22 protein-coding genes are annotated in these 25,471 nt (G+C 57.3%); 14 read left to right on the top strand and 8 right to left on the bottom strand.

Annotated elements, in window-relative coordinates; translation table 11 throughout:
- Positions 1-16 precede the first annotated feature (16 nt).
- A complete protein-coding gene (locus SHIM_RS05040; protein WP_082358313.1) occupies positions 17-562 on the top strand; it encodes a shikimate kinase in 546 nt (181 codons plus the stop codon).
- Between the two features lie 4 nt (positions 563-566).
- Entirely contained in the window at positions 567-1,679 is a 1,113-nt protein-coding gene (gene aroB, locus SHIM_RS05035; protein WP_054001499.1) for a 3-dehydroquinate synthase, read from the top strand.
- Positions 1,680-1,733: 54 nt separating this feature from the next.
- Here aroB and SHIM_RS05030 read toward each other — a convergent pair whose 3' ends face one another.
- The 3 genes from SHIM_RS05030 to ssb all read right to left on the bottom strand — a co-directional run bounded on the left by SHIM_RS05030 (position 1,734) and on the right by ssb (position 5,523).
- Positions 1,734-3,443 carry a fasciclin domain-containing protein gene (locus tag SHIM_RS05030; protein WP_054001498.1) on the bottom strand — a complete coding sequence of 570 codons (1,710 nt, stop codon included), beginning with the start codon at positions 3,441-3,443 and terminating at the stop codon, positions 1,734-1,736.
- A gap of 129 nt (positions 3,444-3,572) precedes the next feature.
- A complete protein-coding gene (gene pepT, locus SHIM_RS05025) occupies positions 3,573-4,817 on the bottom strand; it encodes a peptidase T (RefSeq protein ID WP_054001497.1) in 1,245 nt (414 codons plus the stop codon).
- Between the two features lie 178 nt (positions 4,818-4,995).
- On the bottom strand, positions 4,996-5,523 hold the full coding sequence (gene ssb, locus SHIM_RS05020) for a single-stranded DNA-binding protein (protein WP_054001496.1): 528 nt from the start codon (positions 5,521-5,523) through the stop codon (positions 4,996-4,998).
- A 352-nt stretch (positions 5,524-5,875) separates the two neighbouring features.
- Between ssb and SHIM_RS05010 the strand changes: the two genes are divergently transcribed.
- The 3 genes from SHIM_RS05010 to SHIM_RS05000 all read left to right on the top strand — a co-directional run bounded on the left by SHIM_RS05010 (position 5,876) and on the right by SHIM_RS05000 (position 9,251).
- Positions 5,876-6,460: a lytic transglycosylase domain-containing protein gene (locus SHIM_RS05010; RefSeq protein ID WP_054001989.1), complete on the top strand. Its 585-nt coding sequence runs from the start codon at positions 5,876-5,878 to the stop codon at positions 6,458-6,460.
- Between the two features lie 106 nt (positions 6,461-6,566).
- Positions 6,567-7,703 carry a cytochrome-c peroxidase gene (locus SHIM_RS05005; protein ID WP_054001494.1) on the top strand — a complete coding sequence of 379 codons (1,137 nt, stop codon included), beginning with the start codon at positions 6,567-6,569 and terminating at the stop codon, positions 7,701-7,703.
- 78 nt (positions 7,704-7,781) lie between these two features.
- Positions 7,782-9,251 carry a M20 family peptidase gene (locus SHIM_RS05000; protein WP_054001493.1) on the top strand — a complete coding sequence of 490 codons (1,470 nt, stop codon included), beginning with the start codon at positions 7,782-7,784 and terminating at the stop codon, positions 9,249-9,251.
- An 88-nt stretch (positions 9,252-9,339) separates the two neighbouring features.
- Here the strand turns inward: SHIM_RS05000 and SHIM_RS04995 are convergent, their stop codons facing one another.
- The 5 genes from SHIM_RS04995 to miaA all read right to left on the bottom strand — a co-directional run bounded on the left by SHIM_RS04995 (position 9,340) and on the right by miaA (position 16,312).
- Positions 9,340-11,427: a dipeptide ABC transporter ATP-binding protein gene (locus SHIM_RS04995; RefSeq protein ID WP_054001492.1), complete on the bottom strand. Its 2,088-nt coding sequence runs from the start codon at positions 11,425-11,427 to the stop codon at positions 9,340-9,342.
- Positions 11,428-11,580: 153 nt separating this feature from the next.
- Complete coding sequence (locus tag SHIM_RS04990) at positions 11,581-13,032, bottom strand: ABC transporter permease (protein WP_054001491.1); 1,452 nt, start codon at positions 13,030-13,032, stop codon at positions 11,581-11,583.
- A 15-nt stretch (positions 13,033-13,047) separates the two neighbouring features.
- Positions 13,048-14,133 carry an ABC transporter permease gene (locus SHIM_RS04985; protein ID WP_054001490.1) on the bottom strand — a complete coding sequence of 362 codons (1,086 nt, stop codon included), beginning with the start codon at positions 14,131-14,133 and terminating at the stop codon, positions 13,048-13,050.
- Positions 14,134-14,363: 230 nt separating this feature from the next.
- Positions 14,364-15,335: a helix-turn-helix domain-containing protein gene (locus tag SHIM_RS04980; RefSeq protein WP_193749858.1), complete on the bottom strand. Its 972-nt coding sequence runs from the start codon at positions 15,333-15,335 to the stop codon at positions 14,364-14,366.
- A 98-nt stretch (positions 15,336-15,433) separates the two neighbouring features.
- Positions 15,434-16,312, bottom strand: a complete 879-nt coding sequence (gene miaA, locus SHIM_RS04975) for a tRNA (adenosine(37)-N6)-dimethylallyltransferase MiaA (RefSeq protein ID WP_054001488.1) — start codon at positions 16,310-16,312, stop codon at positions 15,434-15,436.
- A gap of 117 nt (positions 16,313-16,429) precedes the next feature.
- Between miaA and pyrH the strand changes: the two genes are divergently transcribed.
- The 9 genes from pyrH (at position 16,430) to SHIM_RS04935 (ending at position 25,352) form a co-directional block, all read left to right on the top strand.
- Entirely contained in the window at positions 16,430-17,164 is a 735-nt protein-coding gene (gene pyrH, locus SHIM_RS04970; RefSeq protein ID WP_054001487.1) for a UMP kinase, read from the top strand.
- Positions 17,165-17,415: 251 nt separating this feature from the next.
- A complete protein-coding gene (frr, locus tag SHIM_RS04965) occupies positions 17,416-17,982 on the top strand; it encodes a ribosome recycling factor (RefSeq protein ID WP_054001486.1) in 567 nt (188 codons plus the stop codon).
- Between the two features lie 2 nt (positions 17,983-17,984).
- Positions 17,985-18,713 (top strand): isoprenyl transferase, encoded by a 729-nt coding sequence (locus SHIM_RS04960; protein WP_054001485.1) that lies wholly within the window; start codon positions 17,985-17,987, stop codon positions 18,711-18,713.
- Complete coding sequence (locus SHIM_RS04955; protein WP_241488793.1) at positions 18,710-19,480, top strand: phosphatidate cytidylyltransferase; 771 nt, start codon at positions 18,710-18,712, stop codon at positions 19,478-19,480. The genes SHIM_RS04960 and SHIM_RS04955 overlap by 4 nt, the downstream gene beginning before the upstream one ends.
- Positions 19,477-20,649 carry a 1-deoxy-D-xylulose-5-phosphate reductoisomerase gene (dxr, locus tag SHIM_RS04950; protein WP_054001484.1) on the top strand — a complete coding sequence of 391 codons (1,173 nt, stop codon included), beginning with the start codon at positions 19,477-19,479 and terminating at the stop codon, positions 20,647-20,649. The genes SHIM_RS04955 and dxr overlap by 4 nt, the downstream gene beginning before the upstream one ends.
- Before the next feature lie 8 nt (positions 20,650-20,657).
- A complete protein-coding gene (rseP, locus tag SHIM_RS04945) occupies positions 20,658-22,010 on the top strand; it encodes an RIP metalloprotease RseP (protein WP_054001483.1) in 1,353 nt (450 codons plus the stop codon).
- An 80-nt stretch (positions 22,011-22,090) separates the two neighbouring features.
- Positions 22,091-22,228 (top strand): hypothetical protein, encoded by a 138-nt coding sequence (locus SHIM_RS20330; protein ID WP_193749857.1) that lies wholly within the window; start codon positions 22,091-22,093, stop codon positions 22,226-22,228.
- Positions 22,229-22,427: 199 nt separating this feature from the next.
- A complete protein-coding gene (gene bamA / locus SHIM_RS04940; protein ID WP_082358282.1) occupies positions 22,428-24,791 on the top strand; it encodes an outer membrane protein assembly factor BamA in 2,364 nt (787 codons plus the stop codon).
- 6 nt (positions 24,792-24,797) lie between these two features.
- Positions 24,798-25,352: an OmpH family outer membrane protein gene (locus SHIM_RS04935; RefSeq protein WP_054001482.1), complete on the top strand. Its 555-nt coding sequence runs from the start codon at positions 24,798-24,800 to the stop codon at positions 25,350-25,352.
- Positions 25,353-25,471: the final 119 nt, after the last annotated feature.

Raw genomic sequence — 25,471 nt, 5'->3', positions numbered from 1 at the left:
CGATCCCGGACGTGAAATGACCTATGATCTGAAAAAAACTGTGGTGATGGTCGGCATGATGGGGGCCGGCAAAACCGCCGTGGGCCGTGTCGTTGCTGCAAAACTTGGCGTGCCGTTCATTGATTCCGATGCTGAGATCGTGAAAGCCGCAAATATGAGCATTGCGGAGATTTTTGAGCGCGATGGCGAACCGTTTTTTCGACGCAAAGAAACACAAGTGATAGAGCGGTTGCTGGAGGAAGAACGTTGCATCCTGTCCACTGGCGGCGGGGCGTTTCTTTCGGAGATCAACCGCGCAATGATTGCCGAGAAAGGCGTGGCGGTCTGGCTGGACGCGGATGTCGAGCTTTTGTGGACGCGGGTGCGCCACAAAGACACCCGGCCGTTGTTGCACACGCCTGATCCGCGCCGCACGCTGGAAGAGATTTTTGAGACCCGCGTACCGCTCTATAGCCTTGCGGAGTTGCCGGTTCCGGCAGAGGCGGGATTGAGCATAGAGCAAATGGCGGACCGTGTGATTGGTGTGATGGCCAGTCGCGAAGACGTGTTGACGGAGAGCTGATGAGATGATGGAAACTGTGCATGTGGGCCTTGTCGATCGCGCCTATGACATTCACATCGGTCCTGGCTTGCTGGCGCAAAGCGGGGCGCTGATCGCGCCGCATCTGGCGCGCAAACAGGTTTGCGTGGTCACGGACGAGAACGTCGCCGCGCTTCATCTTGAGACGCTGAGAGCAGGGCTGGCGGTGGCTGGCATTGCGATGGAATCCTTGGTGTTGCCTGCGGGTGAAAGCACAAAGAGTTGGCGCTTTTTGGAGCAAACCGTGGAGTGGCTTTTGGCGCAGAAGGTTGAGCGCCGCGATCTCGTGGTGGCCTTTGGAGGCGGTGTGATCGGTGATCTGACGGGTTTTGCCGCTGCTGTATTGCGCCGTGGCGTGAGCTTTGTGCAAATCCCCACCAGCTTGCTTGCGCAGGTCGACAGTTCCGTGGGCGGCAAGACAGGCATCAACAGCCCCGCAGGCAAGAACCTTGTTGGCGCGTTTCATCAACCCAAGCTCGTGCTGGCCGACACGGACGTGCTTGGCACCATGACATCGCGCGATTTGTTGGCGGGCTATGGCGAGGTTGTGAAATACGGTCTGTTGGGTGACAGCGCGTTCTTTGACTGGCTTGAAGCGCAGGGGCCTGCGCTGGCCAAAGGTGACATGTCTGCGCGCATCGCAGCAGTGCGCCGGTCCTGTGAGATGAAAGCCGAGATTGTCATGCGCGACGAGACCGAGCAGGGCGACCGCGCGCTGCTCAATCTTGGGCATACGTTCTGTCACGCACTGGAAGCGGCAACCGGATATGGCGACAGGTTGTTGCATGGCGAAGGGGTGGCTGTGGGTTGCGCTTTGGCCTTTGAACTGAGCGCGCGATTGGGGCTCTGTAGTCAGGAAGATCCCAGCCGTGTGCGACAGCACTTGCGCGCGATGGGCGTGAAGGTGGATCTGGCCGATATTGACGGTGATTTGCCAGACGCGGAGGCGCTTTTGGATCTGATGGGGCAGGACAAGAAAGTTGTTGACGGCCAATTGCGGTTCATACTTGCGCGTGGGATTGGTCAGGCCTTTGTGACCGCTGACGTGCCGCGCGATATGGTGCGCGACCTTTTGGCCGACGAGCTGGCGCGGCGCTAACGAAAAAAGGCGCCGGAGCAAACCGGCGCCTCGTATTTTCGTCTCAATAAAAAATCACATGAACAGGAAATCGCCTTCGGTGATGCCTGTGCCATGGAAGGTGATCGTGCCGTTCTCGCCGGTGATGGTGATTTCGCCGCCTGAGACTGTCGCGGCGTCCATAACGGCCGCGAAGTCCGAAAACTCGTTGCTGTCGAGCACAATCGTGTCATTCCAACGGAAGTCCAGAATGGTGTCGTCGCCAGAAAGTGAGGTGAAGACAAAATGGTCAGCGCCGCCACCGCCCATCAGTTCGTCGTTCCCCGCACCGCCGTCGATGGTGTCTTGACCGACGCCGCCGCGGATGTGGTCGTTGCCATTGCCACCAGACAGTATGTCCGCGCCGCGGTTGCCCAGGATCACATCGTGGCCATTGCCACCGTCGATCGTGTCGTGTCCGCTGTCACCCTGCATGCGATCGGCGCCGTTGCCGCCGCTCATCCAGTCGTCGCCCCATCTTCCAAACATGCGGTCGTTGCCCGCGCCGCCGTCCATGTAGTCGTCGCCGACGCCGCCACGCATACCATCGTTGCCGTCTCCGCCAAACATTGTGTCATCGCCCAAGCTGCCAAACATCCGGTCGCTTCCGCCGCCGCCCAATTGAATGTCGTCGCCAAAAAAACCGAAAAGCACATCGCGTGCGCCGCTGCCGACCTGAATGTCCTGACCAAAGCCGCCAAACAGGAATTGCGGGGTGACGCTGCCAACGTCGATGGGCAAAAGCACACCGTCGATCACCTGAATATCGCCGTTGATCGCTTCGATGTCCGTCAGACCATCCACAAAATTCGGGTTTGGCCGGTCGGGATCCAGATCGACCACGGAATTTCCGTCGATAACCAGATTGCCACCAGGAAGTGCGGTCTCGATGAGGCCGGAGTCCTGAAGTTCGTCCAGAGACAAACCGCCGGGGCGCACATGATAAAGCAAAACTTCGCGCACAAGATCGATGCCCAATGCGCCGACAAGTGCGGCGGGCAGATCAGCGTCCGCAACGCCATGGGTATTGATGCCCAATTCCTCTGCCAAAGCGCGGAACGCGTCGTCCGTTGGGGCAAAAACCGTGAAGTCGTTGTTGGGATCTGTGAAGAGATCGACAAGCCCCGTGGCCACAAGTGCGCCGGTCAATGCCTCAAACGCGGGGTTTGTGCTGGCGATGTCGGCGATTGTAGGTTGCGGTGTGACTTCTGCGACGTCGATTGGCAGGAGCACGCGGTCAATCACGTGGATGACGCCGTTTGTGGCGGCGATATCCGTCAGACCGTCGACAAACTCGGGATCTTCAACGTCGGGATCTGCGTCGTTAAGTGTATCGCCATCCACGCCAAAAGAGGCGCCTTCAAGCAGGGTGTCGACACTGCCGGCGTCTTGGATGTCGTCCAGAGAACTGGACCCCGCCTGAACGTGATAAAAAAGAACGTTGGTGAGCGTTTCCACGCCGAGCAGATCGACGAGGGCAACGGCGATGTCTGTTTCGCTCATGCCAGCGGTGTCGATGCCGAACGTGTCCTGCGCGAGGATTGTGAATGCCTCATCCGTGGGCGCGAAAACGGTGAAATCACCGGGATTGGCGAAGGTTTCTACCAAACCCGCCGCATCAAGAGCGGCGACCAAAATATCGAAGTTGCCATTGGTGGCTGCGATCGTTGCAATCGAGTCGGTTGCTGCAGGTGCCGGCGCAGGGCCGGGTGTCCCGCCGCTGGCGGTGATTTCAACTAAGCTCATGTTCTTCTCCCTGATTTTGCATTGAAGCTGTTACGGGGAGGTGGGCCGATTAGATTGTTGACGTAGGGTCACAAAAATGTGTTGAGAGCGTGAGCGGCCGCGCGATGATTGCGCGGCCGCATTGGTAAATCAGCTTGCCGCACGGTTCACTAAGGTTAGCAGCAGCTGCGTCGAAAGCGCCATATCCTGCACCGAGATCCATTCCAGCGGGCCGTGGATTTCCATCATGCCAGTGAACAGGTTGGGGCAGGGAACGCCCAATTCTGTGAGGCGCGAGCCGTCAGTGCCGCCACGGATCGCGGCGCAATAGGGCTCCATACCCAGATCGCGCATAGCGTCGCGCGCAAGGTCAACGGGCGTCATGTCGTCCTCCAGCCAATAGCGCATGTTGCGGTATTGTTTGCTGATCTCGCAGGTGACTTTGGCGCCGGGAAAATCGGCTTCTGCCTTGGTGCAGGCCGCTTTCAGGCGCGCGCCGCGTGCTTGCAGCCCATCCATTTCAAAATCACGCAGGATAAACCGCAGGGTGGTTTCCGAGCTGCCACCGTCCTGCGCGTAGACATGGGTGAAACCTTCGGAGCCGTCGGTGGTTTCTGGCGTCGTGCCGTCCTCATCCAGCGCCGTCACGATGGCGGCGGCCACATGCAGCGCGTTTACCAATTTGTTTTTGGCATAACCGGGATGGGCGGACACGCCCGTGATTGTCACCACGCCACCATCTGCGGAAAAGGTTTCAAATTCCATTGTGCCGCGTTTTGCGCCATCGAGCGTGTAGGCAAAGTCGACGCCAAAATCGGCAGGCAATTGCGCATCGACACCACGGCCGATTTCCTCGTCCGGAGTGAATGCCAGCCGCACTTTGCCGTGTTTCAGACCCGGTGCGGTCAATAGGTGCTCGGCCATAGTCATGATAATCGCGACGCCAGCCTTGTCGTCCGCACCCAGCAAGGTCAGACCGGAGGCGGTGATGATGTCGTCGCCTTTGCGTTCTGCCAAATAGGCGGAGGTGGTGGTGTTCAGGAGCAGATCGGGGTTGTCCGGATAGGTGATGTCGGACCCGTCCCACGCGTGGTGAACACGCGGTTTGACATTTGTGGCGTTGAACTGCGGTGCGGTGTCGACGTGCGCGCAGAAGCCGATGGTCGGGGCGTTGGTGTCGGTGGCAGGAACCGTCGCAAGTAGCGCGCCATAGCTGGTCAGTTCAATGTCAGACGCGCCAATTTTTTCCAGTTCAGCCATCAAGTGGCGTTGCACATCCAGTTGAATTTCTGTGGATGGCTTGGACGGCGAATGTTCGTCGCTTTGGCTGTCGATGGCGCAATAGGCCACGAGCCGCGTTTCCAAAGCTTTGTCAAAAGATGATGAGGTGGACATGGTTTCCCCGCTGAATGGTCGTTCACTTCGGTTTTAGCGATTTGCAGGCGTGGAGGGTAGAGGGATTTTGTGGGCGCACGCAGGTGCGCTGGAAGCCGCGTCACAGATGGGAGGCACGAAAAGAAAAAGGCCGCAGAAAACGCGGCCTTCGTTTGCTTTGTAGGAACCTTGGTAAGGATCAGAACGGGATTTCGTCGTCCAGATCGCGTGAAGGGGATCCACCGCCTTGTTGGCCGCCACCGCCGCCGCCGCCATAGCTTCCGCCACCTTGGTCGTAGCCACCGCCGCCTTGATCATAGCCACCTTGACCGCCACCGCCGCCACCAAAGCCACCGCCGCCGTCACCGCCGCCGGAGCGGCCATCGAGCATGGTCAGCACACCGTCAAAGCCTTGCAGCACAACTTCGGTGGAGTAACGGTCCTGACCGGATTGATCCTGCCATTTGCGGGTTTGCAGTTTGCCTTCGACGTAGACCTTGGAGCCTTTGCGCAGATATTGCTCGGCAATCCGCACGAGGCCTTCTTGGAAGATGGCGACGCTGTGCCATTCCGTGCGCTCTTTGCGCTCACCGCTGTTGCGGTCTTTCCACGTTTCGGACGTGGCGATACGCAGATTGCATACTTTGCCGCCGTTTTGGAAGCTGCGCACCTCGGGGTCGCGCCCCAGGTTGCCGATGAGAATAACCTTGTTAACTGAGCCGGCCATGCGCCTTGTCTCCCGTGGAATCTGTTTTTGCTTCGGAACACCTTACACCATTGGTGCAGGGGGATGGAAAGCAGTTTGTTGTGGATGAATTGCAAATTGCTGGAGGTAGGCAATATCTCACTTGGCACGGCAGTCTTTAACCGGTTTGGATCACGTTCGGGGCAAAATCATGGGAAAGGCGGGCTAACGCTGAAGCGGGACCTGACGCCGATCATCTGCAATTGTGGCATCGGGCAGTTTCGCTTTGCCAAAGGAGGCAGAGGCGATTTGCGAAGGAGTGCGTTTTTTGCGTTTTGCGCATCGGAGCCGAGATGATATGACTGGCAAAATGAATTATTTAGGGCGGGCATTTATGTCTTCCAAACTTGTCGCTTTGTTATGCTGTGCAACTTTGATGGCGGCGCCTTTGGCGGCGCAGACTGTGTCGTCCAAATCAAAAAAACGCATTTTCAGCAATCAAACCAAGGTGCTTGATGGGCGCGCTAGCGAGCAGTACCGAGGGTCTGTGCGTTTGCAGCCCAAGCCGGTTTATACCCCGTCCAAATGGGGTGATGGCAGCTATCGCGGCACGTATAGCGGCCCGTATTTGGCGATGGCGCGTGAGGCGGCGTTGCTGCACGGCATCCCCGTCGACTTGTTCCTGAAACTGGTGAAGCAGGAAAGCAATTGGAACGCTTCTGCAAAATCTCACAAGGGTGCGTTGGGGTTGGCGCAACTGATGCCGGATACGGCCCGTTCGCTTCGGGTTGATCCGCTGGATCCCCAGCAGAATCTTGAAGGTGGCGCGCGCTATCTTAAGGCGCAGTATTTGCGGTTCGGGTCGTGGCGGTTGGCGCTGGCCGCATACAATGCAGGGCCGGAAGCGGTTGCGAGGTATGGTGGAATCCCACCCTATAAAGAAACGCAAAATTACGTGCGTGTCATCGCCGGTGGCTAACACTTGGTAGATTTCAGATAATTTTAGTCAGCTATTGATTCCGATCAAATGAACCCTCAGGTGTTTGGGCGTATGGTTCGTCCAAAGCTTTGAAAAGGCCCATTTGATGTTTTTCACCCGTCCAGTTGTTGTGCTTTCCCTAACCCTTGCGACCTCAATGGCAATGGCCGCACCGATTGACAGCCTTGAGGCGTTGGGAGAGGCGCTGTTTCACGACGTGAACCTGTCGATGAACCGAACGCAGTCTTGTGCGACCTGTCACGATCCGGAGTTTGCCTTTGTCGATCCACGGGAAACCGATGCCGGGCGCGCGGTGTCATTGGGAGACGATGGCGTTTCGCTGGGGGATCGAAATACGCCGACGGCCAGTTATGCGGCCTTTGTGCCGGAGTTTGATCGTGAGTGGGACGGGGATGCCGAGGGGGGGCTGTTCTGGGATGGGCGGGCCAACACGCTTGAAGATCAGGCAGGTGGACCGCCGCTGAACCCTGTGGAAATGGGCATGGCGGACAAGCCAGCTGTTGTCGCGCGGATTGCAGAAAACCCGGACTATGTTATTGCGATGGAAGCGCTTTTCGCGCGCGGTGTGCTGGAGGATGCGGACGCGGGTTATGAGGCGATGACCACGGGGATAGCCGCCTTTGAGCGCACAGACATCTTTGCGCCCTTTGACAGCAGATATGACCGGTATCTGCGTGGGGATGTGGCATTCACCCAAGAGGAAGAGCTTGGGCGCGTGCTGTTTTTCTCAGACCAGTTCACCAACTGTTCGGAGTGCCATCAGTTGCGACGCAGCCAGAGGCATTCAAAAGAAACCTTCTCTAACTACGAATACCACAATATCGGCGTGCCGGTGAATGTTGCGGTCCGTGATATGAATGGCGAAAAAGGACATATAGACAGAGGGTTGTTGGCCAATCCTGATGTGGATCAAGCCAAACATATGGGCAAGTTCCGCACGCCGACCTTGCGCAACGTGGCCGTGACCGCACCATACATGCACAACGGCGTTTTCGAGGACCTGCGCACCGTGGTTTTGTTTTATAACAAGTACAACTCCAAGGATCCCAAGCGGCAGATTAATCCGGAAACCGGTGAGGTCTGGAAAGCGCCGGAGGTGATGCATTCGCTGTCGGTAGAAGACCTCACAGACGGGCCTGCATTGGATGACAGGCGCATTGATGCGTTGGTTGCATTTATGAAAACGCTGACTGATGCACGCTACGAGCACTTGCTGGAATGACGGGGTGACGTGAGGACGCCTTTGCCAGACGGTGCCTTGCCCCTTTAGGGTGATGAAAATTGCTCTGGGGAGGGACGGATGATCAAGAAAGTTCTTAAGTATTTGGGTTTGGCGCTGGTGGCGCTGATTGCGGTTCTGGCTGTAAAGACAGCACTTTATAAAGCGCCAAACTATGCGCCAACGGGCCGGGACGATCTTGCGACCGTGAATGTCAATGTGGAGCGGATCGTGTCCAACATGGGCCAAGCGGTGACGTTTGAAACCGTGGCCCATCATTTGGCGGATCCATTGGTAGAAGGCCAGTTTCTCGGCTTTTTGGAGTGGATTGAGGCGACCTATCCCGGGGTGCACGCGGTGATGAGCCGCGAGATGGCGAATCTGACGCCTATTTACAGGTGGGAGGGTAAGAACCAAGATGCGCAACCCGTTCTTATGACTGGGCATTATGACGTGGTGCCCGCGCCGGACGCGGAACGTGATCGCTGGGAACATGCGCCGTTTGCGGGCGTTACAGACGCTGAGTTTGTCTGGGGTCGGGGCACGATTGACGACAAAATTGGTGTGGTCGGCCTTTTGGAAGCGGCGGAAACGCTGATTGCTGGAGGGTTTCAGCCTGAGCGTACGATATATTTCATCTTTGGGCATGACGAAGAAATTGGTGGCCAAAAAGGTGCGGGAACAGCCGTTGACATGCTTGCAGAGCGCGGTGTGCAGATGGAGTGGTCGTTGGACGAAGGCTCTATGGTGCTCGACGACGTGTTGCCGGGACTTCCGGCGCCGGTGGCCTCGATCAACGTGGCAGAAAAGGGCTACGTCACGCTCAATATTACCGCTAAGGCGACCGGTGGGCACTCCTCTCTGCCACCGGCGGACACCGCAGTTGGCGCGCTTGCGGTCGCAATAGAGCGCTTGATGGCCAATCCAGTGCCTGGTGGGCTGACGGATGCGTCGGCCGAGTTTTTTGACAGCGTCGCGCCAGAATTTGGCCTGGCTGAGCGGGTGCTTTTTGCCAACCAGTGGCTGTTCCGCCCAGTTTTGGAAGGCATCTTGTCGGGCTCCGGACCCACAAATGCGATGTTGCGCACAACAACTGCGCCGACGATGTTGCAAGCGTCACTGACCGAAAATGTGTTGCCGACGGAAGCGGTGGCTGTGGTGAACTTTCGCATCCATCCCCGCGACACTGTGGAAAGCATCGTCGCGCACGTAGAGACGGTGATCGACAACCCGAATGTCGCTGTTAGCCTGCGTGGAAATCCAACCCATCCGAGCCCCGTATCGAGTGCGCAAAGTGAAGGATTTCAATTGCTTGCGCAGGCCACGCTGGGCGCATTTGGCGATGTGATCCTTGTGCCGGGGTTGACGGTTGCCGGCACGGATTCCAAGCATTTTTCCAAGATTTCGGATGACAGTTATCGGTTTAATCCAATGACATTTGGGCCGGATGACCTGTCACGCATCCATGGGATCAACGAGCGTGTGTCGATTGCCGATCTGGAACGTGCGGTGCAGTTTTACGCTCAGATCATGATGGGTGTGGATGGGTAGCAGCCATTCAACGCATTGAGTAAAGACATAGAAAAAGGGCGGCGCGAAAATGCGCCGCCCTTTTTGTTTGCGTTATGTCTCGGGTACCCTATTCGGCAGCGATTTTGATCACTGGCGTCATGCGGGCGAGGATGTCATCTGCCAGGTGGCATTTGACTTGATGGTCACCTTCCAGCATCCGAACTGGCGGTACTTCTTGCTCGCACAGGCCGCCTGGCACTTCGGATTTCCAACGGCAGCGCGTTTGGAACGGGCAACCGGGAGGAGGGTTCATGGCTGAAGGAATGTCGCCTTCGAGAACGATGTGTTCTTTTTCAATCGAGGTGTCGGCGATGGGAACCGCAGAGAGCAGAGCCTCGGTATAGGGATGATAAGGGGGCGAGAATACCTGATCGGTTGTGCCCATTTCCACCACATGGCCGAGATACATAACCATAACGCGATCAGACAGATAGCGCACGATGCTCAAGTCATGCGAGATGAACAGGAGCGTGGTTTTCTCTTCGCGCTGAATTTCCATCAAGAGGTCGGTCACAGCTGCCTGCACCGACACATCGAGCGCTGAAACGGGTTCATCCGCAACCACGATTCGGGCGCCGCCGGCAAAGGCGCGGGCGATGCCGACGCGCTGTTTTTGACCACCGGACAGTTGCCGCGGCATACGGTCCGCAAAGGCGCGGGGCAGTTTGACCAGATCAAGCAATTCAAGCATGCGATTACGTCGACCGGCCTCGTTTTCGCCAATGCCGAATATCTCGAGCGCGCGCATGATCTGACGGCCGACGGTCATCGAGGGGTTGAGCGTGTCAAACGGGTTTTGAAAGACCATCTGGACGTCTGCGACGGTCTTGGTGTCGCGGTCCTGAATAGGCGTGGCCTGGATTTGGTTGCCGTCCAGAAGGATCTCGCCTTCGGTGGCGGTTTCTAACCCCATCAGGACCTTGGCGAAGGTGGATTTGCCGCAGCCGGATTCACCAACGATGGCAAGGGTTTCGGATTCGCGCGCCTCAAAGCTGAGGGTTTCGTTGGCCTTCACGACCTTTGTTTCACCGCCGCCAAAAAGGGCGTTGGCGGCAACCTCATAGTATTTCTTGAGGTTTTTCATGGAAAGGACGACCTCGCCAATCTCGCCTTTTTCCTTTTGTTCAGCGACCGTTATCGGCGCGTTCCAGTCGATTTCCTCGGAGCGGAGGCAGCGGGTGGTGTGGCGATCAAAACCTTTGACACCAACCATTTGAATGGCGTTTGCATCACAGAGACCTTCCTGAAAATAGTCGCAGCGGGGACCAAAGTTACAGCCGGATGGGCGTTCGTGAGGCAACGGGAAGTTGCCGGGAATGGCCACAAGTGGTCGCGCGTTTTTGTCAGCGCCAGGCAGGGGGATCGAGCGGAAGAGCGCTTGTGTGTAGGGGTGCTGCATGTTGTCAAACACGTCTTTTATCGAGCCGCGCTCGACCGCTTCACCGGAATACATCACGCACAAACGGTCGCAGGTTTCCAGAACCAGACCGAGGTTGTGGGAGATGAAAAGCATTGATGTTCCATACTTTTTTCCCAAATCCTTGACCAGCTCGACCACGGCGGCCTCAACGGTCACGTCAAGCGCGGTGGTGGGCTCATCCAGGATCAGAAGCGCTGGCTTGGACATCAGGGCCATGGCGATCACGATGCGCTGTTGCTGACCGCCCGAGAGCTGGTGCGGGAAGCTGTTGAGCATCCGCTCGGGGTCAGGCAGGCGCACGTCTGTGACCACTTCAAGCGCGCGCTTGTAGGCCTCTTCTTTGCTGACACCCTCGTGGATCATCGGCACTTCCATCAGCTGTTTGCCGATCTTCATTGCCGGATTGAGAGACGCCATAGGCTCTTGATAAATCATGGCAATTTCGTTGCCACGTACATCTCGCAGTTCTTCGTCGGACATCTCGGAGAGGTCACGCCCCTTGAATTTGATGGAGCCGCCAACAACCTCGCCGTTCTTGCCGAGATCTTGCATCACGCCCAGCGCAACAGTGGATTTGCCGCAGCCGGATTCACCAACAAGGCCAACGGCTTCACCCGGCATCACACGGACCGAAAAATCCATCACTGCAGGGATTTCCCGCAGTCGGGTGAAGAAGGAAATCGACAGGCGGTCGATCTCTAGAATCGGGCCTTCGTATTCTGCCATCTTGCTCATTAACTCTCTCCCTTTTGGGGCGGAAGGCGGTTTCGGTATTGCGTCGGTATCGCGGCTGTAACGCGTCAGTGCGTTTTCGCGTCTCCGTCGTTAACCTTTGCAGCCTTCCTTTGAATGGATTGCGCGGGGCAGCGGTGGCTGCCCCGTGTTTGATCAGTCACGCAGGCTTTCTTCGCGCAGCCCGTCCGCCAGAAGGTTGAGGCCCAGAACCAGGCTCAGAAGCGAGAAGGCGGGCACCAGTGCGGGGTGAGGGTAGATCGAGAGGAGCTTGCGCCCGTCGTTGATCGTGTTGCCCCAGTTCGGGCTTTCGGATTCAAGGCCGAGGCCAAAGAAACCGAGGGTGCCGAGCAGGATCGTGGTGTAGCCAATGCGCAGGCAGAAATCGACGATCAGCGGTCCGCGTGCGTTGGGCAGCATTTCCCAAAGCATGATGTACCACTTGCCCTCGCCGCGGGTTTGGGCAGCCGCAACATAGTCGCGGGTGTGAATGTCCAGAACCAGACCGCGCACGATGCGGAACACTGTTGGCGAGTTCACAAATACCACCGAGACAAAGACCACGAGGATGCCGGAATCGATATCAAAGAGATCCAAAGCCTCTGGCAGAACATTGATGACCGTGCCTTCTGCTGAGATGGCACAAAGGTAGGTCCAGATCATCACCAGCATCACACCGGCAAGCAGCGGATTGCGCAACTTTGGGCGGGTGTAGTAGCGCGAGTTCAAAAGCACTCCGAAGAAGATGATCGGGAAGACAAACAGGATCATCGCCATGTAGTTCGGAATGCCTGTTGCGACGATCTCGGGTGTTACCAAGAGGTAGAACAGCAGGATCACCGGAAAGGCCAGAACGAGGTTGGCAAGGAACGACAGGAAGGTGTCGAGTTTGCCACCCAGATAGCCCGCAGGCAGACCCAGCGTGATGCCAACCATAAAGGCAAAGAGCGTGGCCAGCGGCGCGATCAGGATCACCACCACAGAGCCGTGCACCATGCGGGAGAACACATCCCGCGCAAGGTTGTCACCGCCCAGAAGGTAGTAGGCGTATTGACCGTCCTCGATGTTTGGTAAAGGTGTGCCGGGCAGTTTGTTCTTCATGCGTGAGACCTGCGAGAGCGGGTCGTTTACAGCAATCATATCAAAGACACCGACAAACAGTGCTGTGTACACCCAGAACATCAGCAGCGCAAAACCGATCATGCCGATGGTGCTGTCAAACAGCTTGCCATAAAGGCCGAGCCGGCGTTTGTAGCTGATCGACAGAAGGAACGTGGCCAGCAGCGCGATCCAGACGGGTGCGAATTGTTTGGCGACAGCGCCGACGATGCCGACTGCGCCGATGGGGGCGAAGACACCTGCGACGATATAGACGGCAGCCAAGGCGCAGAGCGCCATAATCAGCAGGCGTGTGGTGCTGCCAATCATCGCGTTGGTGCCACGATCACGGGTGATCGTGCCGTCTGTGTTGTAGGTGTCATTGATCGGCGCAAAGACGTAGGCGCCGACGAATTGGGCGACAACGGCGATTGCGAAAAGAACGACGACCAGTTGAAAGATCGGGTCGAGGATGTTTCCGAAAGAGCCGGTCCAGGTAAGTGGTTCCATGTTTCAGTCCCTCCCTTATGAAATACGGATGCGTGGGTTGAGGTAGACGTAGCCGATATCCGAAATCAGCTGGGTCACCAGAACCACGAAGACCGAAACCACCGAGACCGCCAGAAGCATTTCGATATCGTTGTTGCCCGCTGCGGTCACGAGCTGCATGCCAAAGCCATTGTAGGCAAAGAGGAACTCGACGATCACCACACCGTTCAGGAGCCACGGGAACTGCAGCATGATGACGGTGAAGGGCGCAATGAGCGCGTTGCGCAACGCGTGTTTGAGAACCACATTGCCGAAGCTGACGCCTTTGAGGCGGGCGGTGCGGATGTATTGCGCGGTCATGACCTCGGCCATGGAGGCGCGGGTCATGCGGGCGATATAGCCCATACCGTAAAGTGCAATGGTGATCACCGGCAGCGTAAAGTTGCGTAGGTTTGCGTCATCCATCGCCGATTTGGCGGTGCCTTTGAAGAGTGCTTTGGCCTCGATCAGCCCCAGATCATGCAGCCAAGGGCCGAGACCGTTGCGGGTGGATGCCAAGAGCGCGATGAAAATCACGCCGGAGACATATTCAGGCGTGGAGGTCGACATGATCGACACGGTGGAGAGGGTCCGGTCCGTGCGGGAGCCTTCGTTCATGCCGGCCAGCACACCAATTATTAGCGCCGAGGGCACCATCACCACCATGACCCAGAACATCAGCTTGCCGGTGTTGGCAAGGCGGGAGCCAAGCACATTTGCCACCGGTTCTTTGGAGACCGTGGAAAACCCCCAGTCGCCTTGTAGGATGCCGCAGTATGTCGGGGTGTCTTCGGGGGCGACGCCGGGGCGCACGCATTTTCCGACGATGCGACCGTCATCAAGCTCTGTTGCAAAGCCGGGCAAGACGCCGAGCCATTGCAGATATTTGATCGGGGTTGGTTGCAAATAGCCGCGATTGCCGAGGTAGCTGTCGACGGCTTCCTCGCTCATGCGGAAGTTGCCTTGGGTTTTGGCCAGCTTTTCCAGATTTGGGTAAAGGTTGGTCATGAAGAAGACGATGTAGGTCAGGCAAAGTGCCGTCACCAACATCATCCCGAAACGTCGAAGGATGAAAAGTCCCATGTGCTCCCCTTGTCAGGCGCGGCTTGGGAGGCAGCGCTGTTTCCCTGTTGTGCCCCCGAACTGTCTGTGCAGTTGGTGAGGATTGGCCGGCGTTTTTGCGTCGGTCCGGTGTCTTGGCGTTCATTCGGGCATAGGTTGGGTCGTCACGTCAACGGTTTGCTTCGTCATATGGAGGTTAAAAAACGACATCTTGGTGTCGAGTTTGGCCGATATCGCGGCTGACGTGTTGGTCAGGGGCGTTGCTTTGCGGGACGGGCCTGCTTACGAATCTGGCTGGGCGGGGCGCCAAAATGCTGTTGGCAAAAGCGGGTGAAATACGCGGCGCTGCCGAATCCGAGATCCTCGGCGATGATTCGCATGGGCCGGTCTGTGGTGATCAAAAGAAGCCGGGCGCGGTGCTGGATCAGCTGGGAGAGCATGTCAGCGGCGGTCATACCGGCGGATTGGCGGCACACTCGGCTGAGGTGGGTGGGCGTGACGCCGAGCTGGTTGGCATACCAAGCCATCGTGTGGCCCTGAGTGAAGGATGTGGAGAGCAAGTCACCATAGGCACGTGCCAGTTTCTGGGCGGCCTTTGCGGGAAGCGGATCACCTGCCGAAAGCAGGTCGCGGCGCAGCGTGACCGACAGAAGCTGTGTGTGTGCATGGAGCGCTTCGGCCATGAAGGGACGGTTTTCATGCAGCTCGCGGCGCAGGGCATCGAGCATCGCAATGAATTCGAGTTGCTCGGTGCCGTCCTGAAGGCGCAGGTGCTGGGCGCGATCGGGGAAAGAGAACCGCTCGTCCGCCGGAATGAGAGCAACCTGACCTTGAACCTGCAAGCCGAGTTCAATGGACAGGAGTTTGCCCGCCGGGGCAAAGATGGCGTTATGCGTGCCAAAACCACGCCGCACACCATTGAGCAGGACGCGGCCTTGGCCCCGGGTGGTCCAGATCAGGATGTGGTGGGTCCGAACGTGCAGCAGTTCCAGCATCCACGGCGCACCGGCAGCGTGTTGCGCGATGGTGTGCACCAACGGTTGTGGCAGAGGTTGGTGCGGGGCAGGATGCAGGTCGAGAAACCCCGCAGGCGTTGGTTGCGTGCGCGACGGCAGGCCCGCCATTGTAGACGCGCGCGGCGCGGTGTGCTTGGGCGAAGGTTTTGAAATGGCAGGTTTTTTGGGCGGCGGGGCGGCCATGCCGCCGACGCCGGATTTGGTCATAAATGACGGTATTTTTACATTTTTCCCAACCATTTGGCGGTCAAATGTCCACAATTGTCAGAAAATTGCAAGTATTGGTTGATCGCCTTTGGGGGCGATCAGGCGTCAGGCCGGTATTTGACCCATTCCGACATCTTCGAACGGAACCACGTGCGCTGTCGTTTGGCGAATTGGCGGGTGGCGATGGTCGCGGCCTCGCGGGCTTGGTCCAGCGTGATTTCCCCGCGCAGATGGGCGATCAATTCAGGCGCGCCGATGGCCTTCATCGACAACATTTGCGGGTCATACTGTGCAAGGTTGGCGCGGGCTTCTTCCAAGGCGCCTTGTGCCAGCATCAGATCAAAGCGGCGCGCGATGCGGTCATTCAGCCAGTCTTTGTCGACGTCAAAAACGATTGGCAGCGCGAGGGACAAAGGCAGCAGCGGCGGCGGGGTGTCGTCTTGCCAGTCCGCAAGCGGGCGACCGGTGGCGGTCAGAACTTCCCACGCGCGCTGCACCCGCATCGGATTTTGCACATCAATCCGCGCGGTGGTTTCGGGATCGAGTTCGGCCAACAGCGCCTCAAAGCCATCGGTTGCGACGCGGGCGTTGGCAGTGTCGCGCACGGCGGGCGGCGTGGGCGGAATTTCGGCGAGGCCCTGCGTGAGCGCCGAAAAATAGAGACCCGTGCCGCCGGTGATGATCGGGCGCTGTCCGCTGGTCAGGAGAGGCGCGACCTCGCGCAACCAATGACCGACTGAGTAGTCGGCGTCATAGGCTTGGTGGCCATAAAGCAGATGTGGCGCACGCGCGATGTCTTCGGCTGGCGGACGCGCGGTCAGAACGTGCCAATTGTCATAGACCTGAATCGCGTCGGCGTTGATCACCACGCCGCCATGTGAGTCGGCGATCTCGAGTGCGAGAGCACTTTTGCCGCTCGCGGTTGGTCCGGCGATAAGAACCGGTTGATCGGGCGCAATTGGGGGCAGGGTGGTCATATGGTGTCCAGACGTCATGCAGATTAATGCTGATGTCGGGAACTCTCGCATTGAACCTGCCCGCGTTTTCCGACATTTTGCGGCCAATCCTAAATCGACGCTGCAAGGACATGCAACATGAGCGACTCCGCTTCCCTGAATGACACCACTTACAATCGTGTGATGATCAAGATTTCGGGGGAGGCGCTGATGGGGGATCAGGGATATGGCCTGCACCCGCCAACAATTGAGCGTGTCGCCAAAGAAATCAAAACCGTGCATGAGCTTGGTGTTGAGATCTGCATGGTGATTGGCGGAGGCAACGTGTTTCGCGGCCTTGCAGGCGCTGCGCAGGGCATGGAACGCACCACCGCCGATTACATGGGTATGTTGGCCACGGTGATGAACGCGATGGCGATGCAAAGCGCGCTTGAGACGCAAGGCGTCTTTACCCGAGTGATCAGCGCGATCCGCATGGATGAGGTGGCAGAGCCGTATATCCGTCGCCGCGCCGTGCGCCACCTTGAAAAAAAGCGTGTGTGTATTTTCGCGGCCGGTACCGGCAACCCGTATTTCACCACGGACACTGCGGCGACGTTGCGTGCCAATGAGATGGCCTGTGAAGCGATCTTTATGGGCAAAAACGGCGTGGACGGGATTTACGACAAAGACCCGCAGGAATTTGACGATGCTGTGCGTTATGACGAAGTCAGCTATGACGAGGTTCTCGCAAAGCGTCTGAAGGTGATGGACGCGAGCGCAATTGCGCTGGCGCGTGACAACAATTTGCCTCTGATAGTGTTCAACATGGATGAGCCGGGCGGTTTCCGCGGCATTCTGGCGGGCAAAGGCACCTATACCAAAGTCAGTTGAGCGGCGAGTCGTCCATCCGTGATGGTGTCGGCACACAAGACGCCGCGCAGCGTTTGTTCGCGGCTGCGCCAATTTGTGCCGACAAGCAGGGCGTCGATCTAAGGGGCGGGCCGCCTGCGCCACAGCGTTTGGGTGTGAGTTTTGCAGAATACGGTCACGGGCCTTCACCGGCAGGGCCTGGTGCTATACAACTTCTACTAAGTCGCCTAAGTGCATGCGTGACGAGACAGTGAACGATCGAGAGAGCAGCAATGTCCGAACAAGATATCGAAATTGACACCGATGACCTGAGCCGCCGTATGGATGGCGCAATGGGAGCCCTGAAAACCGAATTTGCCTCGTTGCGCACCGGGCGAGCCTCGGCCTCGATGCTGGAGCCGGTGATGGTGGATGCCTATGGCTCCAAAACACCAATCAATCAGGTCGGGACAGTGAACGTGCCTGAGCCGCGGATGGTGACGGTAAACGTTTGGGACAAGTCGTTGGTGAGCGCCGTAGAAAAGGCGATCATGAATTCCGGTCTGGGCATCAACCCGCAGACCAATGGCACAATCGTTATGTTGCCGATCCCCGAGTTGAACGAAGAGCGCCGCACCGAATTGGCCCGCGTTGCTGCGCAATATGCAGAGAATGCCCGCGTGTCGATCCGCAATGTGCGTCGCGATGGCATGGATCAGATCAAGAAGGCCAAAAATGATGGCATGTCAGAAGATGACCAGAAGATCTGGGAATCCGAGGTTCAGGATCTGACCGATACATTTATCAAATCGGTCGATGCCGCGCTTGAAAACAAGCAAGCCGAAATCATGCAGGTCTGAGAATGTCCAAAACTGTGAGCGTACCGCAGAATGGCCCCAAACATGTGGCCATCATTATGGACGGCAATGGCCGATGGGCACAGGCGCGGGGTCGTCCGCGCTTGTTTGGCCACCATGCGGGCGCGAAGCGGGTGAAGGAAATCGTGCGGGCCTGTCCCGAGTTCGGCGTTAAGTATCTGACGATATTTGGATTTTCGACCGAAAATTGGAAGCGAACGCAGTCCGAGGTGGCGGGCTTGATGAGCCTGTTCCGGCGCTATATCCGCAAGGAGGCACGGGCGCTCAAGGAGGAAGGTGTGCGGGTGCGGTTCATCGGCGATCGACCGCGTCTCGACAAAAAATTGCGCGATCTGATGGATGAGTTGGAGACGCTGACGCAGGACAACGACGGTGTGCACCTGACCATCGCGCTAAACTATGGCGGACGGGACGAAGTGGCGCGCGCAACCCGTCGGTTGGCGCAGGATGTGGCGGAGGGCAACCTCAAGCCCGAGGATGTGGGCGAAGAAACCCTGCCAAAATACCTCGACACTTATGTTTTGCCCGATCCGGATCTTGTTGTGCGGACAAGCGGCGAAGCTCGGATTTCGAACTTTTTGCTCTGGCAGTCGGCTTATGCGGAATATGAGTTTATCGACACGCTGTGGCCGGATTTCTCAAAAGAGGAGTTTGGCGAACTGGTGGGGGCTTATTCGTCCCGCGAGCGGCGTTTTGGCGCGGTATCTGCGTGAGTTTGAACGCCGATAAGTGGAGCGACTTGCGGGCACGCGTGATGTCTGCGGCGGTGTTGCTTGTGATTGGCGCTGGCGCGATCTGGCTCGGCGGTATTTGGTTCCATCTGCTGGTCGCGGTGATTGGCGGCGGCATGATGTGGGAACTGACTCGGCTCATGGGGGGTGGCCCGAAAGTGGCGGTGCCGGTTGGTGCATTGGCGGCGGCGGCATTGATGGCTGCGCCGTATCTGCCCGGGGAAGTTAAGGTGCCTGCCTTGTTGGCTGTTGCCCTTGCTGGCGGAAGTCAAATCCAGAAAGATCGTTTTATTTACGTGTCTTATGCAGCTTTGCTGATGTTGGCGTGCTTTGGCCTGGAAGTGCTGCGTGATCTACGTGGTATTTATTGGGTGGTGTGGCTTGTGACAGTGGTGATGGCCGCAGATGTGGCCGGCTATTTTGCGGGGCGCCTTTTGGGTGGGCCAAAGTTCTGGCCCAAAGTGAGCCCGAAAAAAACCTGGTCGGGCACAACGGCAGGATGGATCGCGGCGGGCTTTGTGGGCTTGGCTTTTGGCGGGTGGCCTTTGGTTGTGTTGAGCGTTTTAACGAGCTTTGCCTCCCAATTGGGAGATGTGGCTGAAAGCGCCATCAAGCGCCGAGCCGGGATCAAAGACAGTTCCAATCTGATACCCGGGCACGGCGGCTTGCTGGACCGGTTTGACGCGATGATGGCGGCGGCTTTGTTTGTGCTGTTGCTGGGAGCCGTGTTGGGATTGCCAGCGCTATGAGAAGAGTATCCATTTTTGGGGCCACCGGATCGATCGGGCAAAACACCATCGATCTGATTGGCCGCGACCCTGACGCGTATGATGTTGTGGCCTTGACCGGTGGGCAAAACATTACTCAGTTGGCCGAGGATGCGCGGCGGTTGCGGGCCGACGTGGCTGTGACAGCTGATGAGGCGCGGCTGGATGAACTGCGCGCAGCACTTGCGGGAACTGACGTCGAGGCGGCGGCAGGCGCGGAGGCCATTGCCGAGGCGGCGGCGCGGCCTGCGGATTGGGTGATGAGCGCCATTGTGGGTGCGGCGGGGCTCCGCCCGGGATTGGTGGCGCTGGAACAGGGCGCGACGCTGGCACTGGCGAACAAGGAATCGCTTGTGACTGCAGGCGCGCTGATTATGGACACCGCCGCGACATCGGATGGGCAAATCCTACCTGTGGACAGCGAGCATTCGGCGGTATTTCAGGGGCTGGTCGGCGAGGACATGAGCGCGGTGGAGCGCATCATCATCACCGCCAGCGGCGGCGCCTTTCGCGATTGGGCGTTGGAGGATATGGCCAAGGCCACGCCCGAACAAGCGAGCAGCCATCCCAATTGGAACATGGGTCAGCGCATCACAATTGACAGCGCGTCGATGTTCAATAAGGCGCTGGAAGTCATTGAGACCAAAGAGTTTTTCAAATGTAGCCATGAGATGATCGAAGTTCTGGTGCATCCTGAATCACTGGTGCATGCGCTGGTTGGCTTCAACGACGGTGCGCTGATGGCGCATGTGGGGCCGCCTGATATGCGCCACGCGATTGGCTATGCGCTGCACTATCCCGAGCGGCGTAAGTTGCCGGTGGCGCGGCTGGATCTGGCCAAAATTGGCGCGCTGCATTTTCGCGATCCCGATCTGCACCGCTATCCGGCGCTCAGGCTTGCGCATGAGGTGCTGGCGATGGGCGGGCACGCGGGTGCTGTGTTTAACGCGGCCAAAGAGGTGGCGTTGGACGGATTTATCGATCATCGGATCGGATTTTTGCAAATGGCCGAAGTGGTGGAAGAGGTGCTGGAACGCCTTTCTGGATCACAATGCCTTAAGAATGCCGAAATGACCCTTGATACGGTGACTGAAACCGACCATCTGGCACGCAAGACGGCCCTTGAGGTCATAAAAGAACAAAACAGGTAGGACACGCTTTGGATCTTTCCGCACTTATCTCCGGCTTTGGCGGCGGGGCTGTCGATTTTCTGGCTTTTATTGTGACGTTATCGATTGTTGTCGCGATCCATGAATACGGTCACTACATCGTCGGCCGTTGGAGCGGGATTGGCGCGGATGTGTTCTCTCTTGGGTTTGGCAAAGTGTTGTGGTCGCGCGTCGATAAGCGCGGCATGCAGTGGCAAATCGCGGCGATTCCTCTGGGCGGCTATGTGAAATTCAAAGGCGACGCCAATGCCGCCAGCGGTAAAGACGTCGAGGCAATGGACGGGCTGAGCGGCGAGGAATTGCGGGCCACGATGCATGGCGCACCGTTGTGGGCGCGCTCGGCCACTGTGGCGGCGGGACCTGTGTTCAACTTTATTCTGTCGATCTTCATGTTTGCGGCTGTGATTGCGATCAGCGGGCAGTCCGGCGACAAGTTGATAATCGGCAAGCTGTTTGAGATGCCACACAAGGCTTATACGCTGGCTGAGGGTGATCAGGTGTTGTCGGTGAATGGCGTACCGGTGCCGCTCGCCTCGGAAGGCGAGAACTTTGCCGAGTTCTGGGAGAACATGGAGATCGCCGATCCGCTGATCTACGAAGTGGAGCGCGGCGGAGAGATCATCGAAGTGACGGGCCCCTATTTTAATACGCCTGTTGTGCACACGATTGTGCCGCGTTCTGCGGCAAAAGCGGCGGGGCTTCAGGTGGGAGACGTGATCACCAGTGTGGGTGGCGCGCCAGTGGCCGCATTCAAACAGCTGCGAGAGGCCGTTGAAAGTAGCGAGGGCCAGACCCTTGCGATAGACGTCATCCGCAATGGCGAGGCAATGCAGTTCGACCTGACACCGAAGCGATCGGACGAGCCGCAGGCAGAGGGTGGGTTCAAAACGTATTGGCGGATTGGCGTGACCGGCGGGCTGGCTTTTGAGATTGATGCAACCGAGTGGGTCGGCGGAGGTCAGGCGCTGAAAATCGGAGTCGAGCAGACGTGGCGCGTGGCGTCGGGGTCGGTGAGCGGTCTGTATCACATGCTGACGGGTGCGATCAGTTCTTGCAACTTGTCCGGTCCCGTCGGCATTGCCGAAACTGCAGGGGAAATGGCCTCACGCGGTTTTGCAGAGTTTTTCTGGCTTGTGGCTGTGATTTCTACGGCGATTGGTATGCTCAATTTGTTCCCGATCCCGATGTTGGATGGCGGACATTTGGTGTTTTATGCCTATGAAGCGGTGACGGGTAAGCCACCAAGCGACAGCTGGTTGAATGTGTTGATGCAAGCAGGATTGATGATTGTGTTGGGGTTGATGATGTTTGGCCTGCTCAACGATCTGTTCTTGTGTCGGTAAGGGCCAATTAAGCCGGTGCGCCCTAATTTCGCCCAATTCCCTCGATAGATTTGTTCCGGACGAAAGTACGGAATGGTAAGATGCACACAATCGAAGACGGATACCGCGCGCTTGGTTTGCTAATCGACGTCAATTGGGAACGCCTTCTGTTTCCCGCGGCTATTTTGGCCGGCCTGTCATTGGGCTATACCATTGGGATGGCGTTCGGCCCATTCTAAGACCGGCCTGTCCGGCTCGGCTATTTTGGGGTTTGTCGCTTAAGGCACTAAATCCTGTGGCCGGAATTCAAGTCGCCACCAACTCCTGTGGATAACTCTTGGCAGCGCAACGTAACTGTTTGCGCTGTTTGCTGTTTTGACAACCGCATTCAGACCCGTTAGTCACATTCCAAGAGGGATGTTCTGGAGGGGTTTGGGAATGACCAAACAAACTCGGGCTTTGGCAATCGCCAAGGGCAGTGTAAGTGGGCAGTTTAGACAGATTGCCATCGGTATTTTTCTATTGATTTCAGCGTTGTTGATCGTTCTGCCGACGATTGCTTCAGCGCAGAATTTCGCTTTCAGCACCATTAAGGTGGAAGGCAATCAGCGGATCGAATCTACGGCGATCATCACCTATGCGGGAATCGAGAAGGGCCAGTCCCTGACCGCAGGTCAGTTGAACGCGGCCTATCAGCGGGTTTTGGCGAGCGGTCTGTTCGAAACCGTAGAGATGGTGCCAAGTGGCGGCACGTTGGTTATCAAGGTCTCGGAGTACCCGACAATCAACCGCATCAGTTTTGAGGGCAACGCCCGGCTGAAAGACGATGCGTTGGAAGCATTGATTGAGTCTCAGCCTCGTCGAGTTCTCAACCCAACTGTCGCTGAGCGTGATGCGGCAAATATCACGCAGGCCTATTCGGAGAGCGGTCGCTTGGCCGCCCGTGTCGAGCCACGCGTCATCCGTCGCAGCGACAACCGCGCCGATCTGGTTTTTGAAATCTTTGAAGGTGGCGTCACTGAGATCGAGCGTCTTGGATTCGTCGGCAACCAGCAATTCAAAGATCGCCGTTTACGCCAGGTTTTGCAGACGAAACAAGCCGGTCTGCTGCGTGCGTTCTTTCGGACGGACACACTGGTGGTGGACCGCATTGAATTTGACAAACAAGTGTTGCGTGATTTCTACCTGTCCCGTGGGTATGTGGATTTCCGCGTCACTGGGGTTAATGCGGAATTGTCGCGCGAACGCGACAGCTATTTCCTGACGTTCAATGTGGAAGAAGGGCAACAGTTCACCTTTGGAGAGGTCTCAGTTGTCAGCGAGTTTGATGGGGTTGATGCGCAGCCTTATATCGATGCGCTGCGGTTGAAGCCCGGTGTAACGTATTCGCCGGTGTTGGTGGAAAACACCATTGCGCGCCTTGAGCGGCTGGCCTTGCGTGAGGGTCATGACTTTTTGCGCATTGATCCGCGTATTGTACGCAACGACCGTGACCTGGCGCTTGATGTGGAATTCGCCTTGGTCAAAGGCCCGCGGATATTTGTTGAACGCATCGACGTGGAAGGCAACACAACGACGCTGGATCGGGTGATCCGTCAGCAGTTCCGCATTGTAGAGGGCGACGCCTTTAACCCGCGCGAAATTCGAGAAAGCGCCGAACGTATTCGGGCATTGGGTTTCTTCGCCGGCGTGGATGTAAACGCGCGTGAGGGCACCGCACCGGATCAGGTGATTGTCGACGTGGACGTGGTGGAGCAGCCGACCGGATCGTTGTCATTTGGTGGTACTTATTCGACCAACGATGGCTTTGGCCTTGTGGTGCGTTTCAATGAGAAAAACTTCTTAGGCCGTGGACAACAGTTCGGCTTTTCGTTCTCGACATCGTCTGATTTGAAAGACTACGGCTTGTCGTTCCGCGAACCGGCGTTTTTGGGCCGTGATTTGTCGGCGGGCATTAACCTGTCGTATGTGGAAACTGATAGCAGCGAAACACGCTATACTAACACTGTGGGCGAGATTAAGCCGTCGTTTTTCTTCCCGGTAAGTGAATTTGGCCGGATGCAGTTTCGGTACTCTTTGAGAAACGTGGAGATGGAAATCGAGACCGATGATGAGAGTCCGGGCTCAATAATCGACGAAGAAGCCGCGCGCGGTAAAAACTGGGATAGCTCTGTCGGGTATACCTATATTTACGACACGCGACGAAAAGGGTTGGACATCAACAAAGGCGTTTTGCTTGAGTTTGCTCAGGATTTTGGTGGTGTGGGCGGAGACTATACTTATGTCAAAACAACCGGCACGGCGATGGCTGAAACCAAAGTTTGGTATGAAGAAGTGACGCTTAGAGCGGTTTTAGAAGGCGGGGTGCTTTTCTCGCCTGACTCCAACAGCCGTTCTTATGACCGCTTTCAACTGAACTCAAGCGTCATGCGCGGGTTTGATCCATATGGTATTGGACCGAGGCAGCGCGACGCAGGCGGCAGTTACGACGATGGTCTGGGCGGCAACTTTTATGCCGTGGCTCGGTTTGAAGCTGAATTCCCGCTGGGCATTCCGGAAGAGATCGGGATCACTGGCGGCCTGTTTTACGATGTTGGATCACTGTGGGGCTTGGATCAGACAACCAGCGCGAATGGCGATCCCGTTTTGTATGACGAATTCTCTTTGCGCCACGTGATCGGCTTCTCGATTTTCTGGGACACGCCACTTGGACCACTCCGGTTCAATTTCACCAAGGCGCTGAAGAAAGAGGAATTTGACCGTGAGCAGAACTTCAACTTTACGATCAGCGCGACGTTCTAAGTTGTGATGCAGACCACGTTTGCGAAAACGTTTCTGCTGATGATGCTGGCAATACACGCCAGCATCATCAATGCGCAGGAACAACCGCTGGCGGGGGCCTCAATCCTGGTGATTGAGAGTGACAGAATGTTCACCGAGTCGCTGTTTGGGCAACGTGTTGCAGCAGATCTAGCGCAGTTGCGAGCGGATTTGATCGTGCGCAATGCGCAGATGGAAGACGCGCTGACGGAAGAAGAGCAAGAGCTTACCGAAAAACGCAAAACCATGTCCGCGGCAGAATTTAGCGTTCTAGCTAAGGCGTTTGACGTCAAAGTGCGTGGCATTCGGGCAGAGCAGGATGCCAAGTTCCGCGAGCTGAATGAGTTGAACGAACGCGAACGCGGTGTGTTTGTGCAAGCGGCGCGTCCTATCCTGTCAGAGTTGATGCGCGAGACGGGTGCCGCGCTGATTTTGGAGCGCCGGACCGTGCTTGTATCAAGCGATCGGGTCGACATCACTCAGGAAGCGATTGTGCGGTTGAACGCGTCACTTGGGGATGGTCAAGCGGTGTCTAAGCCCTAGGTTAACGCTTGGAGATGCAGGCCAGCGCGCGACCTTGCCGACGCGGAAAACAGTTGGTGCGGTTGCCCCGCATGGTCTGGGTTGCTAGGAAGCTTATAACATCAAAGATTTGCAGGAGC

Source organism: Shimia sp. SK013 (assembly GCF_001292625.1).
In the GTDB taxonomy this organism is placed as follows: Bacteria; Pseudomonadota; Alphaproteobacteria; order Rhodobacterales; family Rhodobacteraceae; genus Shimia.
This window is presented reverse-complemented; position numbering and strand designations above follow the sequence as displayed.